General features: G+C 33.4%; 13 protein-coding genes. 8 read left to right on the top strand and 5 right to left on the bottom strand.

Annotated features, from left to right (window positions below; genetic code table 11):
* Positions 1–119: 119 nt before the first annotated feature.
* The gene (locus tag AAFN75_RS01230; RefSeq protein WP_411807876.1) at positions 120–929 is read left to right on the top strand and encodes an HAD family hydrolase; all 810 of its coding nucleotides are present in this window, start codon (positions 120–122) and stop codon (positions 927–929) included.
* Here the strand turns inward: AAFN75_RS01230 and AAFN75_RS01235 are convergent.
* Positions 926–1348: a secondary thiamine-phosphate synthase enzyme YjbQ gene (locus AAFN75_RS01235; RefSeq protein ID WP_411807877.1), complete on the bottom strand. Its 423-nt coding sequence runs from the start codon at positions 1346–1348 to the stop codon at positions 926–928. The genes AAFN75_RS01230 and AAFN75_RS01235 overlap by 4 nt on opposite strands.
* 15 nt (positions 1349–1363) lie before the next feature.
* Positions 1364–1642 (bottom strand): EF-hand domain-containing protein, encoded by a 279-nt coding sequence (locus tag AAFN75_RS01240; RefSeq protein WP_411807878.1) that lies wholly within the window; start codon positions 1640–1642, stop codon positions 1364–1366.
* 436 nt (positions 1643–2078) lie between these two features.
* On the opposite strand from AAFN75_RS01240, the gene AAFN75_RS01245 reads away from it, so the two are divergent.
* From AAFN75_RS01245 to AAFN75_RS01275, 7 genes are all read left to right on the top strand, one after another.
* Positions 2079–2618: a hypothetical protein gene (locus AAFN75_RS01245; RefSeq protein WP_411807879.1), complete on the top strand. Its 540-nt coding sequence runs from the start codon at positions 2079–2081 to the stop codon at positions 2616–2618.
* Between the two features lie 9 nt (positions 2619–2627).
* Positions 2628–4817, top strand: a complete 2190-nt coding sequence (locus AAFN75_RS01250; protein ID WP_411807880.1) for a caspase family protein — start codon at positions 2628–2630, stop codon at positions 4815–4817.
* Between the two features lie 20 nt (positions 4818–4837).
* Positions 4838–5059: a hypothetical protein gene (locus tag AAFN75_RS01255; protein WP_144116420.1), complete on the top strand. Its 222-nt coding sequence runs from the start codon at positions 4838–4840 to the stop codon at positions 5057–5059.
* Between the two features lie 66 nt (positions 5060–5125).
* Positions 5126–6433: a TIR domain-containing protein gene (locus AAFN75_RS01260; RefSeq protein ID WP_411807881.1), complete on the top strand. Its 1308-nt coding sequence runs from the start codon at positions 5126–5128 to the stop codon at positions 6431–6433.
* Positions 6434–6447: 14 nt separating this feature from the next.
* On the top strand, positions 6448–7584 hold the full coding sequence (locus tag AAFN75_RS01265) for a toll/interleukin-1 receptor domain-containing protein (protein WP_411807882.1): 1137 nt from the start codon (positions 6448–6450) through the stop codon (positions 7582–7584).
* Positions 7585–7647: 63 nt separating this feature from the next.
* Positions 7648–8736 carry a patatin-like phospholipase family protein gene (locus AAFN75_RS01270; RefSeq protein WP_411807883.1) on the top strand — a complete coding sequence of 363 codons (1089 nt, stop codon included), beginning with the start codon at positions 7648–7650 and terminating at the stop codon, positions 8734–8736.
* A 68-nt stretch (positions 8737–8804) separates the two neighbouring features.
* Complete coding sequence (locus AAFN75_RS01275; RefSeq protein ID WP_411807884.1) at positions 8805–10046, top strand: TRAFs-binding domain-containing protein; 1242 nt, start codon at positions 8805–8807, stop codon at positions 10044–10046.
* Positions 10047–10055: 9 nt separating this feature from the next.
* Here the strand turns inward: AAFN75_RS01275 and AAFN75_RS01280 are convergent, their stop codons facing one another.
* From AAFN75_RS01280 to AAFN75_RS01290, 3 genes are all read right to left on the bottom strand, one after another.
* On the bottom strand, positions 10056–11312 hold the full coding sequence (locus AAFN75_RS01280) for an asparagine synthetase B (protein ID WP_411807885.1): 1257 nt from the start codon (positions 11310–11312) through the stop codon (positions 10056–10058).
* Between the two features lie 144 nt (positions 11313–11456).
* Positions 11457–12998, bottom strand: coding sequence for a replicative DNA helicase (dnaB, locus tag AAFN75_RS01285; protein ID WP_144116599.1), 1542 nt, complete (start codon positions 12996–12998; stop codon positions 11457–11459).
* A gap of 168 nt (positions 12999–13166) precedes the next feature.
* Entirely contained in the window at positions 13167–14120 is a 954-nt protein-coding gene (locus AAFN75_RS01290) for an acetyl-CoA carboxylase carboxyltransferase subunit alpha (protein WP_144116425.1), read from the bottom strand.
* Positions 14121–14128: the final 8 nt, after the last annotated feature.

Here is a 14128-nt window from a genome sequence, read left to right on the forward strand (position 1 = left end):
TAAAAAATCCGATTCGAAAGAATCGGATTTTTTTGTACTTATATTAGTTCTCGATACATTTTTTAGTTGAACTACCGCTCAAACTGACATAAGAACATAATTATTATTAAAATTAGCCTATGGATTTATCGAACATAAAACTTGTTGTTACCGATTTGGATGGTACTTTACTTAACTCCAAACATGAAGTTAGTCCTTTATTTTTCGAATTATTTAAATCATTAAAACAACATAACATTTTGTTTGTCGCTGCAAGCGGAAGGCCTTATTACAGCATTACAGAAAAGCTACAAACCATAAAAGATGATATTATAATTGTTGCCGAAAATGGTGGCATTGTTATTAATAAAGACAGGCTTTTATTGTCGACGCCTATAGAAACCAACAACTTAATTGAGTTAGTAAATTTAATAGATAGCAATAACCACATTCATCCTGTTTATTGTACGCCATCAAAAGCTTATTTTAGTAAAAAATCTATATCCAATGGTTTACTAAATACTTTGGAAGAGTATTATCCTAACCATTCAGTAATTGAAAATATAAAAGAGATTGAAGAGGATATTATAAAGATAGCTTTATACCACTCTCAAGATTCTGAAAAGTATATTTACCCCGTATTTAAACCTTTTGAATCGCATTATAAAATAAAAGTATCGGGGAAAAACTGGGTTGATATCTCCGATGATTTAGCAAATAAAGGTCATGCTATAAACATGCTACAGGAAAATTATAATATTTCGCAGGATGAAACTTTAATATTCGGCGATTATAATAATGATATTGAAATGCTAAAACTAGCCACTTATAGCTTCGCCATGGCCAATGCTCATGATAATGTGTTAGCCATAGCCAACCACAAAACAAAAAGTAACGATAATTTTGGCGTGGAATACATTTTAGATAAACTAATAAAAGCTAAACATTAAGTGCCGTAAACTGTAATTACAAGATTTCTTGATCCGCCATAATCGCGATGTTCACATAAATAAACACCTTGCCAAATACCTAAATTGGGTGTTCCGTTTGTAACTGGTATCTGCACAGATGTACTTAGTAGTGATGCTTTAATATGCGCAGGCATGTCGTCTGGACCTTCGTAGGTATGTTTGTAATATGGTGCATTTTCTGGAACCATTTTATTAAAATGACTCTCAAAATCTAACCTTACGGTGTAATCTGCATTTTCGTTAATGGTTAAACTAGCAGACGTATGTTTAATAAACACCTGCATCTGCCCTATTTTTATTTCTTTAATTTCAGGAATAGCATGTAAAATGTCGTCTGTAATTAAATGAAAACCTCTACTAAAAGCTTTAAGTTTTAACTCTTTTTGGAACCACTTCATATTTGCATCACAGATTTAATCAATATCTTTGGTCATTTCTGCTACTGCTTTTTTAAATTCTTTCCAGTTTATTTCACCATCTCCATCTTTATCATAACCACTAATAAGTGTTGACCCCACCAAACCACGAATAAAACCACTAATTTCTGCTTCCTTTAAAAGCTTTACAATTTCAGCTTTAGACAATTTACCATCTCCATTTTTATCAAAAAAATTAAAAGCATCTTGCGGAGAATCGAAATGCTTAGTTAAAACAATTTGTATTTTTTTTATGATTGCTTTTTTAGATGCCATAGTATTATATTTTTATTTTTAAACACAGGAAAAGTGCCTAATTTGAAATTAGTATATGTTAAAGTGAATTATAAAGAATACAAATTTTACACCCCACTTATATACTATATTACTAAAATTATGTAACTTAAACAAAATTTTAGCTTACATACTATGAGTATAGAGGGCACACAAAATTAAATAATGAATTTTAATGCTTTTATAAATGATTCAATCTATGCCGTTTTGCAAAACTTGAATATTTGTTATGTAATAATATAGATGCGATTAACTAATAATTAAAACCAAAGATAATTTACTTAAACCTGTTGTAGATAAAATTTATAAACCCTAACAACATTTATAAATCTCCTTCTTTTCTCCCCTAAAAACATACAGAATATTTTAAAAATGTTATGGATTAATAGCGTTAACTATAAACCAACATTTATAAAAAATGAAACAACTAATCCAACAACCCAATACTTTGGAGCTTATTGTTAAGTTAGTAGAAATTATTATTTGGCCATTAACTCTAATTATAATTTTGCTTTTATTCAGAAAATATCTGGCAAAAACTTTTGAGCGCTTAGGTTCTATTAAAGCAGACCGTACTGGACTTTCTTTAACTTTCGAAAAAAAATTAACCGAAGCAAAACAATTATTAAAAAACATTCAACCCAGTACAATTTCGAAATCTGCTCCACAAATTTCCATTACACCAAAAGGCTCTAAATCACCCCACCAACAACTAATAGATTTAAAAGTAAATTTAGAAAACCAATTAGTGTCTTTAGCAAAATCAAATACGGTGGATCCCGAAAATTTAACAAGCATTATGCTAAGCGACAAACTTAAAGAAACTGGTGTATTGAGTATTAATAACGAAAAACTAATTTCGGCCGTTTTAGATATAATTAATTCGGCAGACTCATCAATAAGCCAACAACAAGTAAACGAGGTAAAAACACTATACAATAATGTAAAATTTAATTGAACATAACTTATGTCAACTTTAAAAAATGCTTACGCTTTACTTATTGGAATTGGAAACGATTTACCTGTTACTGTTAAAGACGCCAAGGCTATATATAATATTTTGGCCGATGAAAAACTAGCTGGTTATCCTCCTGAAAACATTATACTTTTAACCGAAAAGGCCGCCACAAGACAAGGGATATTAGATGCTTTTGACGCATTAATACAAAAAACGGCCCCATCCTCTTCCGTTATGCTTTTCTATTCCGGACATGGTGGTTTTTACGAACCCTGGAAACAATTTTATTTAGTTCCAAATAATTTTGATCCCGTAAACTATGAAAGCACTTGGGTAAAAGCTGAAGAGTTAAGAGAAAAAATAGCCCAAATAAAATCCAAACGCTTAATCTTTTTTCTAGATTGTTGTCATGCCGCTGGAATGACTAAATCGGTTGAAAACGCATCTACTCAAACCCCAGAAGACCATTTGGATCAGGCCGATGGTTTGGCGCAGCGTATTGACGATGGACAAGGCATGTCTATTGTTTCATCGTGCAGAGAAAATCAACTTTCGTATATTTTAGAAGGTGACAGCAATAGCCTCTATACAAAATGTTTAATTGAAGTTTTAAAAGGAAAGCACAAAAACCATTTTGACGAACCTTTTGTTAGGATTTCTGAAGTTGTGCAGTATATTTTTAAAAAAGTACCAGAGCGCAACCCTATTCAAAATCCGTATGCCAACCTTCAAATTTATGACGATTTCATATTAAGTAGCATTCCAACTAATTCAAAAAACATAATCAACCAAACCGTTACCGCTGCCATTGAAGCAGATAAAAGTGCACAAAAAGAACTGATTACTGTATATAAGGAAACCGAAACTGCTAACAATGTTCTCTTATTTGTACACGGATTTTCCGGAGATGCCACTGAAAGTTTTGGAAACATACCAAATTATTTGGCAAAAGAAAAAAAACTAGACGGCTGGGATATGTTTCCTCTTGGTTACAGTAAAAGCGTGCATCCCGAACTTGGAAAAAGTATTTGGGCCTCAAAAAACGACATTAATATTAACACTGATTATTTAAAAACATCGATTAAACATAAATTTGGAAAATACAGCCGCATATCCATTGTTGCTCACAGTTTGGGTGGATTGGTTGTACAACGGGCCATTTTGGATTTAGATAAAAGTCTACGAGATAAAATAAGCCATGTTTTTTTATTTGGAACACCCAATAATGGCTTAAAACAATCTACAAAAAACAACGCGTGGCAAACCATTTTAAAAGATTTAAGTAAAAACGCCCCTTTTATAAAAACCCTTAGAAACGATTGGAAGCAACATTTTAAAAGTGGCTATCCGTTTACATTAAAAGTAATTTCTGCAACGCACGATGAATTTGTATCGGTAAAATCGAACTTTAGTGCTTTTAATCCCGAGGAATGTGTAACGGTTGCCGGCACCCATTTTTCAATGGTTAAGCAATCAAAAAAAGACAATGACACCTACACACTGATAAAAAACACAATTACAAATAACTCATTCTCTAACACTTACACTTCAGAAGAAGAAATAAATATTTTACTTGGCCAGTACAACACCGTTATAAACAAACTCTTGCCAATAATAGAGCATATAGATAAACGTGGACTTGAACAATTAATTTTTGCATTAGAAGGCATGGGCAGAAACGAAGAGGCTTTAAGCCTATTAAAAACCCATCCACTTGCCAAAAACAATTCGAACCTATTGGGTATTTTGGCAGGACGCTATAAACGCAAATATTTAAGCGAATTTAATCCCTCCTTTGGTAATGATGCTATTAAATTTTATAGCAAAGCACTAGATATTGCTAGCGAAAAGAAAAATTACGATCAAATATATTACCACGCCATTAATTTAGCTTTTTTAAACTTGGTAATTCATCAAGATTACGACAAAACAAAAACCTATGCACAACTCGCCATTGACGCAACTATAAAAACACCACTGAACAACATGTGGAAACTTGCCACATTAGGGGAAGCTAATCTATATTTAGGCGATTTGGAAACATCAAAAGCATATTACGCTAAGGCCTCGACAATGGCTGGAATTCGAGAAAAAATATCTATACATACCAATGCTTTTACTGCCTACACGACCATGATGAACACGGAAAACATTGATGATGAATATATTAAATTCTTGAAATTAAAATTTTTGTCGTAAATTAATTAAAAATTTATAAGATGCTCAAATTTACAAAAGGTAAGCTTCCAGAATTGGAATTCAAAAAAGCGGTAAAGAAGCCTATTCCTGTAAATTGCATTCAAATAAAAGAGCCTTTTGAAGTAGAAACCATGGAAGGCATAATGAAAGGTAAAAAAAACGATTGGCTCATGATTGGTATACATGGTGAGATGTACCCATGCGATAACTCAATTTTTAAAGAAACCTACGACCTGTTATAGATATACTTATTATTAGAATTAATTAATAGCACAAATTTTAATCTAATATTAATATAACATATAAACATGTCAAAAAACAAAATTTTTTTCAGCTACTCGCGTGATAATTCGGAGTTCGTGTTAAATCTCGCTAAAGATTTACGATTAGCAGGAGCGGATATTTGGTTGGATCAACTAGACATAAAACCAGGGACACGTTGGGATAAATCCATAGAAAAAGCATTAGCCGATTCCAATACCCTATTAGTTATTTTATCGAAAGGTTCGGTTGAATCTACCAACGTCATGGACGAAGTTTCTTTTGCTCTAGAAGAAAACATGATAGTGGTTCCTGTACTTTTAGAAACATGCGACATTCCATTCAGGCTAAGACGTCTGCAATATGCAGATTTTAGCCAAGACCATAAAAAAGGGATAAACGCCTTAATAAAAACACTTGGGTTAGAGCAAAATGTAGCTTCAAAACTGGTTGATGTAGCAGCATCAAATAGCAGTAATGTTACAGCTGAAGAAACTAAAAAAGCAGAACAGATAAAAAAGGAAATCCAAGAAAAAAAAGAAGCTACCTCTCATACAAAACCCATAACCCATTCTACCCCAGAACCTACAACTCCTACTCCATCCAAAAACAATACATTTTATTATGTAGTAGGGGCTCTAGCAATATTATGTGGTGTATTATATTTTTCTGGGGTTTTTAATTCAGACCCAGGCGATAAGAACCAAAAACTTGTAAAAACGAGTATAGAAAAGGCAGATGCTTTTACAAAAGCAGATTCCGTGAAAAAAGCGGACTCCATTAACAAATTAAATTTGAAAAGAAAAGCAGACTCTATTAATAAAGCAAACTCCATTAGAGAAAGAGACTCTATTAAAGAAAGAGATTCTATTAAAAATCTAGAAGTCATAAAAGATTCAATAGCGAAGGTAACCCCTCCAAAACCTGTCACTAACATTTATGATGCCGATTGGGCCTTTGCAGAACGCACTAACTCAATTGATGAGTATTTAAATTATATGAAAAAATACGGTTCAGAAAATCCGCAGTTTGATGAAGCCAATAAGGCCATTAATTCGATTTTTCAAAAAGAAGGCTTTATTCAATATAAAGAATCCAATGGTAACAGTTTATTTTCAAAATATTTTTGGAAAGATGTCAATGGAGAATTCAGCTTTAATCAAGACACAGGAAATCCAAACAACCAAGACATTGTTATAGCTAAACAAGCTCGAAATGTTAGGAAGGGCGTTATTGGTGTGCATTCAAATTCTGCTAGAAATGGAGACGTTATAAAAAAAGGTGAAAAAGTACGAGTAACAGATGTAATTAAAAGCGGTAGCACTATTTGGGTAAAAATTATCTATAGTAAATAAAAAAAATATAAATCATGTCTTCAAGAATTTTTTTTAGCTACAGTAGAGATAATTCAAAATTTGTATTGAATCTCGCCAAAGAGCTGAGGAGTGCTGGTGCAGACATTTGGCTTGATCAACTAGACATTGACCCTGGAGCGCGCTGGGACAAATCCATTGAAAAAGCGTTAAAGACCTCGCCAGTTCTTTTAGTTATTTTATCCAACAGCTCTGTAATGTCCCATAATGTAATGGACGAGGTTTCCTATGCCCTTGAGGAAAACAAAAAAATAGTTCCTGTACTTATGGAAGCCTGCGAAATTCCTTTTAGGCTTCGCCGTTTTCAATATGCCAATTTTACCGAGGATCACCAAAAAGGAATTAATAGTCTTATAAAAGCTCTTAATTTAGAAACCGAAGTTGCAGAAAAACTATCGGATATTTCTGTAGAAGTTGACAACCAAGAACAGAAGAAAAAAGAGGAAGAAGAAAAACTAAAACGGGAAGCGCAAGCAAAAGCAGAAGCAGAAGCAGAAGCTAAATTAAAAGAAGAAAAGCTAAAAGAAAAACAACAGAGAGAGGAGCAACAAAAAGCTCAAATTTTAAAGGCCCAACAAAATACCGTAACTAAAAGTTCTGGTTGTAGTACTACAGTAATTATCATTGGTGTTGTTATTACTATCATTTTTTGTTTTCTAGTATTTCTATTTGTCCTTGGCTCTATGGATGAAGGAGATTACGATACAGTTACTCCGTATCCAGAAATAAATTCCAAGGTATATGATGCAGATTGGAATTTGGCTGTAAAAACAAATACGTTACAAATGTATTTGACCTACGTTTCTACATACGGCCAAGGAAACGAGCATTATTTGAAAGCTGCAAATGCAATAGAAAAATTATTAGTAAAGTCTGGCTACATCCAATACACAAATGCAAATAACACGCAACGCTATTTTAATCGTATAGCTGAAACAGCTATAGATGACTTTCCTAGGCCAAACGATTTTATTATTGCGCTTACCAATTCCAATGTTTGGACTTCAATGCCTAGTTATGATGCAAATGCCAGCCTTAACGGCGACATTATTTATTCGGGTGAAATCGTATTTGTAGTAGATGTTATATATGAAGGTGTGGCGGCATGGGTACAAGTGCGTTACCCAAAATAAAAATACTTATAGCATTTCCCCTTCTTAAAATAAACCTGCATAAAATATAAAATTTCGAAACACATGAGTAACAATCAACCAAAACGAATTTTAGCTTTAGATGGCGGTGGCATTAGAGGTGCTATTACACTTGGATTCCTTGAACGTATTGAAACCATTTTACGTGAAAGGGAAGGAAACCCAAATCTTAAATTATGTGAGTATTACGATTTAATTGGGGGTACTTCTACCGGAGCTATAATCGCATCTGGGTTGGCCATTGGCATGACCGCTTCAGAGATTAAAGATTTGTATCTAAATATTGGAGATAAAATTTTTGGTGTAAAAAGAAGTTGGCTCTTAAACCCCTTAAAACGATATAAAGCAGAATTTGATTTTAAGCCCCTTGAAAACGCTCTAAAAGAAGTATTTGGAGACATTACAATGGGAAGCGACAAAATAAAAACAGGATTATGTTGTGTTACCAAACGTGCCGATACACTAAGTACATGGCCCATTCTCAACCATCCTGAAGGAAAGTTTTTCGAGCAAAATAAAGACATTTTACTAAGAAATGTAATACGTGCAAGTGCGGCAGCTCCAAGTTATTTTATTCCTCAGAAAATTGATGTTGGAAATGGAGAAATTGGAGCTTTTATTGATGGTGGAGTTAGTTTAGCAAACAATCCCGCATTGCAATTATTTTTAGTGGCTACCTTAAAGGAATATCCTTACAAATGGGAAACTGGTGAAGATAACCTATCCCTACTTTCATTAGGAACCGGAACTTTTACAAAACGTTATAATGCTGAAAAAATTTCCAAAAAAGGACTTTTAGGTTGGGCTTCCTTAATACCCGAAATGTTTATGGAAGATGCCAATTACCTAAACCAAACGATATTGCAGTATCTTTCAAATTCCCCTGTTCCGCGGAAAATAGATTCTGAAATATTAGATTTAAAAAACGATTTACTAACTCCAAAGCCCGCTTTAAGTTATGTAAGATACAATGTAATGCTTGAAAAAGAAGAGATGAATATGTTGGGATTGAATTACAATGAAATAGACCTGATGTCACTTCGAGAAATGTCGGATTCTAAAAATAAAGATAAGCTTTACGAAATAGGCTCTAAGTCCGCTGCGCTTCAAATTAAACCAGAACATATCGTATAATATAACAAGAGCTCAAACAACCTATATAATTATAGACTACTGACATTAAGAGCTATAAAAATTAACAGATGAAAAAAACATGTTTTGTAATCATTGGATTTGGAACTAAAACCGATTTTGAAACGGGGCGTACCATAAATCTCGATAAAACCTTTGAAAGCATTATTAAACCAGTTTTTGAAGACTTAGATATTTTTTGTTTCAGATCCTGCGATTTACCACAATCTGGCGTAATAGATGTAAAAATGTATGAAAGTATATTTAAAGCAGATTTTGTAGTAGCAGATATATCAACATTAAATGCCAATGCATTGTATGAACTGGGAGTTAGGCACGCCTTAAGACCAAACACAACTATTGTAATTGCCGAAAACAAGGTTAACATACCTTTTGATGTAAACCATATTTTAGTTCATTTTTACGAACATTTAGAATCGGATATTGGATATTCTGAAGTTGTAAGGTTTCAAAAACACCTAAAAACACAAGTTGAAAGCTTTTTGTCTAAACCTGAAACTGACAGCCCTATTTACACCTTTCTACCAAATTTAAAACCGCCTAATTTTTCGGAAAATGAGATTGAAAAAATAGAGGAAACCGTTAAAAGCGAAAGCCATTCAGTTTCGGATTTATTGGATCTGGCCGAACGTAAAACAAAGGCTAGGGAATTCCAATTTGCCAAAGATTTATTTAAAGAAGCCATTAAAAGCAAACCCAATGATAGTTTTATTATTCAACGATTTGCATTAACGACCTATAAATCCAAACAACCATCGGAAGAAGAAGCTTTAAAAGAGGCTCTTAAAATATTAGAATCGCTTAACCCAAAAACCACTACCGATCCCGAAACATTAGGTTTATTGGGAGCCATTAACAAAAGACTTTACGAAAACAAAGAAAATTTGTCATTTTTAAATGAAGCTATCCATTTTTACGAAAGAGGCTATTACGTAAAACAAGATTATTACAATGGAATTAACGTTGCTTTTCTTTACACTTTAAAAGCTAGTTTAAGTAAAGATAAATTTGATAAATATGCTAACTACGGACAAGCAAAAAAAATATGGAAAGAGTTACTAAACAAGTGGAGTAAAATTGTGGAAGCTCCAGAGTTTGTAAACAGAGGCGATAAAGAGTGGATTTATGTTACACTTGCAGAAGCGTGTTTTGGTTTAGGCGATTTGGCCAAAGAGCAAAACTATTTAAATTTGGCTAAAACCATTCCTAATACTGATTTTGCCATAGACACTTATAACGAACAAAAAAATAAGATTCAAAACGCTATGGATACCCTAGACATTATTGAATAATAAAATAGATTATGTTTTTTGCTTCTTCTTTTTGGCGGCAGGAAATAAAACATTGTTTAAAATAAGTCTGTAACCTGGTGAAGTTGGGTGTAAATCCAATTCGGTTTTGGCATCTCCGACTCTATGCTGGTAATCTTCTGGATCGTGACCACCATAAAACGTAAAAAACCCTTTCCCTTTTATACCATGTATGTATTTGGCTTCACCATTTATTTTAGTTTCACCAAGTACCAAAACGTTAGATTTTATTTCTTCTCTATTAAAAGATGTAGTTTGCCCCATAAAACCTTTTACTAAGGCAGTATGATTTTGACATAACATAGTTGGTATTGGGTCCCATTTAGCAGAAAATTCCATTAAAGAAAAGTAGTCGGTTGTTTTAGGTATCTTACGTTTTCTAGTCATATCGATGGATGAAAACTCATAAACTTTTGGATTTGTTTCTAGAATATAATTTTTAAATGCAAAGGTTTTATTAAAATCTATTTTGTTTTGATAACCAGCATCGCTACCATCGCCATCAAACATAGGTTCGCAAATATCAATACCTTCTGCAGAGAGTGCAATATCAAAACTATCAGTTGCACTGCACATGGCAAACATAAAACCACCACCCACAACATAATCTCTAATTTTTAATGCTACAGCCAACTTTTCATCCGACACTTTACTATATCCTAATTTTTGAGCTAAAGCTTCAGCTGCTTTTTTTTCTTCTATGTACCATGACGACGCTCGATATTGCGAGTAAAACTTCCCGTATTGTCCCGTAAAATCTTCATGGTGAAGATGCAACCAATCGAAAAGTAACAAACCATCGTTTAAAACCTCTTCATCGTATACGGTTTCATAAGGAATTTCGGCATATTTTAAAACCATAGTAACAGCATCATCCCAAGGTTGCTTCCCATTTGGTGTGTAAACCGCAATTTTTGGAGCTTTTTCTAAAACCACAGCCTCCATATTTTGACTAGGACTCGCTATATTTTCTAAAATTTGTTCTGCCTTAGCATTGGAAAGTACCTCGAAAGACACACCTCTAATTTGGCATTCTCGCTGAATAGCTTCGGTATCTGGTAACAAAAAAGAACCTCCTTTATAATTAAGCAGCCATTTTACCTTTAGCTGTTTATTGAGTGTCCAATATGTTATTCCGTATGCTTTTAGATGATTTTTTTGACTTTCCACATCCATAGGAATTAGGATGTATGACGCAAACATTTGTGTAGAACAGAATAATATTAATATGAATAGGGCTTTCTTCATAGGTTGAAAGATACTCAAAAAATATGCCTGATTAAAAATTTTATAAAAATATTAGATGTTAAAAAAAACCACTACAACCAGAACCACCTTAACTTAAAAAATTGAAAGGAATTAAAATTATTTTCAATTTAAGTTCTTCGATAATTAAAACGGTACTTCATTATCATCGTCATCATTAAACGAACTTCCAAAAGCTTGATCTGGACTTGCTTTAAAATTATCTGTTTTAAAAGTATCATCATTAGCGGCCGCATTCATTTTAGAATGAAACTCGAATGGTGAATCAAAATCTTCTAGGTTATCAAATTTACCTAAGTGTCCAATAAACTTTAAACGAATATTTTCTAAACCACCATTACGGTGCTTTGCTACAATAAATTCGGCTTGACCTTCGGTTGGCGAACGCTCTTCATCATCCCATTCGTCAATTTTATAATATTCTGGTCTAAAGATAAAGCTTACAATATCGGCATCCTGCTCGATCGCTCCAGATTCACGTAAATCTGAAAGTAACGGACGTTTACTTCCTCCACGCGTTTCAACCGCACGCGATAACTGAGAAAGTGCGATAACCGGAACCATAAGTTCTTTTGCCAAGGCTTTAAGGTTTCGAGAAATCATCGATATTTCTTGTTCACGGTTTCCACCATGATTACTACCACCCGTCATTAACTGCAAATAATCAATCATGATTAATTTAATACCATGTTGCGAGGATAAACGACGTGCTTTTGCTCTTAAATCGAAAATAGAAAGTGATGGTGTATCATCAATAAACAATGGTGCTTTTTCTAAACCCTTAACTTTAACGTTAAGTTGCTCCCATTCGTGTTTTTCAAGTTTACCTGTTCTTAATTTTTCAGAAGAAAGCCCAGTTTCACTAGAAATTAAACGGGTAATTAATTGTACAGAAGCCATCTCTAAAGAGAAAAAAGCTACTGGCATATTTTGATCTACAGCAATATTTCTAGCCATAGATAATGTTAAAGCTGTTTTACCCATACCAGGACGTGCAGCAATAATAATTAAATCGGATGGTTGCCAACCAGAAGTTAACTTATCTAATTTATTGAAACCCGTTGGAATTCCACTTAGGCCTTCTTTGTTTGAAATTTCTTCAATTTTCTTTTTAGCCTGAATTACTAAATCTTGCGCAGTTTCACTTGATTTTTTAATATTACCCTGTGTAACTTCGTACAATTTGGATTCTGCTGTATCTAACAAATCGAAAACATCTCTAGTTTCATCGTAAGCCTCTTCAATAATCTCACTTGATATTTTAATTAAACTACGCTGAATAAATTTCTGTAAAATAATACGCGCATGGAACTCGATATGTGCGGAAGAAGACACCTTTTGAGTAAGAGAAATTAAATAAAAATCGCCTCCAGATAATTCTAGTTTTGAGTTTTTCTTTAATTGCGTAGAAACGGTTAATAAGTCGACCGGCTCGCTATTTTCAAATAACTGAAAAATAGCTTCAAAGATATGTTGATGGGCTTCTTTATAAAATGCATCTGCACTTAAAATATCGATAACTTCATCAACACCTTTTTTATCAATCATCATTGCACCCAGCACAACCTCTTCTAAATCAAGAGCTTGTGGCGGTATTTTACCTTTTTCTAGGTTGATAATAGTACTTTTATCAACTTTATAGCCTTGTAAATTATTGGGTTGTTTCATAGCAACGAAAGTAATTAAAAAGAAAATGGTTTTGGTAAATAATCGTATTTCAATGTTCACCACTCGTTAACAATTGAACTGTTAATAAGTCATAAATATTGTGAATAAGCATAAAAAAACTGAAGTTATTCACCTCAGTCTTTTCTAATAAATTTTGTTTTAAAAGTTCTAGCCTTTGTACACGCCCATTTGAGCATATTTATCCATACGTTGTGCTACTAAATCTTTTGGAGATAAGTCTTTTAACTCATTATAATTTTTCACGATGGCATCGCTAACAGATTTAAATGTTTTTGCTCTGTCTCTGTGTGCACCTCCTAAAGGTTCTTTTATAATACCATCAACTAACTTCAGCCTTTTCATATCTGTAGCAGTTAATTTTAAAGCTTCGGCAGCTTGTTCTTTATATTCCCAGCTTCTCCATAAAATAGAAGAACAAGATTCTGGGGAAATTACAGAGTACCACGTGTTTTCCAACATTAATACTCTATCTCCTACTCCTATTCCTAATGCACCTCCGGAAGCTCCTTCTCCAATAACAATAGTTATTACAGGTACCTTAAGGCGTGTCATTTCTAAAATATTTCTAGCAATAGCTTCTCCTTGTCCGCGCTCTTCAGCTTCTAAACCAGGATAAGCACCAGGAGTATCTAAAAGCGTCACTACAGGAATGCCAAATTTTTCGGCAGACTTCATTAAGCGTAAAGCTTTTCTATAGCCTTCAGGATTTGCCATCCCGAAATTTCTATATTGTCTTGTTTTAGTATTAAAACCTTTTTGTTGACCAATAAACATAAAGCTTTGGTCGCCAATTTTACCTAAACCACCAATCATTGCTTTATCGTCTTTAAAGCTTCTATCGCCGTGTAATTCTAAAAAAGAAGAACCACAAATGGCTTTAATATGATCTAGAGTATATGGGCGTTCTGGATGGCGTGACAATTGTACACGCTGCCAAGGTGTTATATTTTTATAAATTTCTTTTTGAGTAGCCGCTAACTTCTTTTCAATCTGTTTACAAGTTTCTGTAACATCAACTTCACTTTCATCTCCAATGACCTTACACTTTTGTAACTGGTCTTCTAGTTCTTTTATTGGCAATTCAAATTCTAAATATTCCATAAGAATTT

The sequence above is a fragment of the Algibacter sp. AS12 genome, assembly GCF_046736315.1.
GTDB lineage: Bacteria > Bacteroidota > Bacteroidia > Flavobacteriales > Flavobacteriaceae > Algibacter_B > Algibacter_B amylolyticus.

What these genes read in the sequence shown, in the direction of transcription:
- AAFN75_RS01245 (WP_411807879.1), top strand. Translation starts at nt 2,079, where the DNA reads ATGAAACAACTAATCCAACAACCCAATACTTTGGAGCTTATTGTTAAG.
- AAFN75_RS01240 (WP_411807878.1), bottom strand. Translation starts at nt 1,642, where the DNA reads ATGGCATCTAAAAAAGCAATCATAAAAAAAATACAAATTGTTTTAACT.
- AAFN75_RS01235 (WP_411807877.1), bottom strand. Translation starts at nt 1,348, where the DNA reads ATGAAGTGGTTCCAAAAAGAGTTAAAACTTAAAGCTTTTAGTAGAGGT.
- AAFN75_RS01290 (WP_144116425.1), bottom strand. Translation starts at nt 14,120, where the DNA reads ATGGAATATTTAGAATTTGAATTGCCAATAAAAGAACTAGAAGACCAG.
- AAFN75_RS01265 (WP_411807882.1), top strand. Translation starts at nt 6,448, where the DNA reads ATGTCTTCAAGAATTTTTTTTAGCTACAGTAGAGATAATTCAAAATTT.
- AAFN75_RS01275 (WP_411807884.1), top strand. Translation starts at nt 8,805, where the DNA reads ATGAAAAAAACATGTTTTGTAATCATTGGATTTGGAACTAAAACCGAT.
- AAFN75_RS01255 (WP_144116420.1), top strand. Translation starts at nt 4,838, where the DNA reads ATGCTCAAATTTACAAAAGGTAAGCTTCCAGAATTGGAATTCAAAAAA.
- AAFN75_RS01280 (WP_411807885.1), bottom strand. Translation starts at nt 11,312, where the DNA reads ATGAAGAAAGCCCTATTCATATTAATATTATTCTGTTCTACACAAATG.
- AAFN75_RS01230 (WP_411807876.1), top strand. Translation starts at nt 120, where the DNA reads ATGGATTTATCGAACATAAAACTTGTTGTTACCGATTTGGATGGTACT.
- AAFN75_RS01260 (WP_411807881.1), top strand. Translation starts at nt 5,126, where the DNA reads ATGTCAAAAAACAAAATTTTTTTCAGCTACTCGCGTGATAATTCGGAG.
- AAFN75_RS01270 (WP_411807883.1), top strand. Translation starts at nt 7,648, where the DNA reads ATGAGTAACAATCAACCAAAACGAATTTTAGCTTTAGATGGCGGTGGC.
- dnaB (WP_144116599.1), bottom strand. Translation starts at nt 12,998, where the DNA reads ATGAAACAACCCAATAATTTACAAGGCTATAAAGTTGATAAAAGTACT.
- AAFN75_RS01250 (WP_411807880.1), top strand. Translation starts at nt 2,628, where the DNA reads ATGTCAACTTTAAAAAATGCTTACGCTTTACTTATTGGAATTGGAAAC.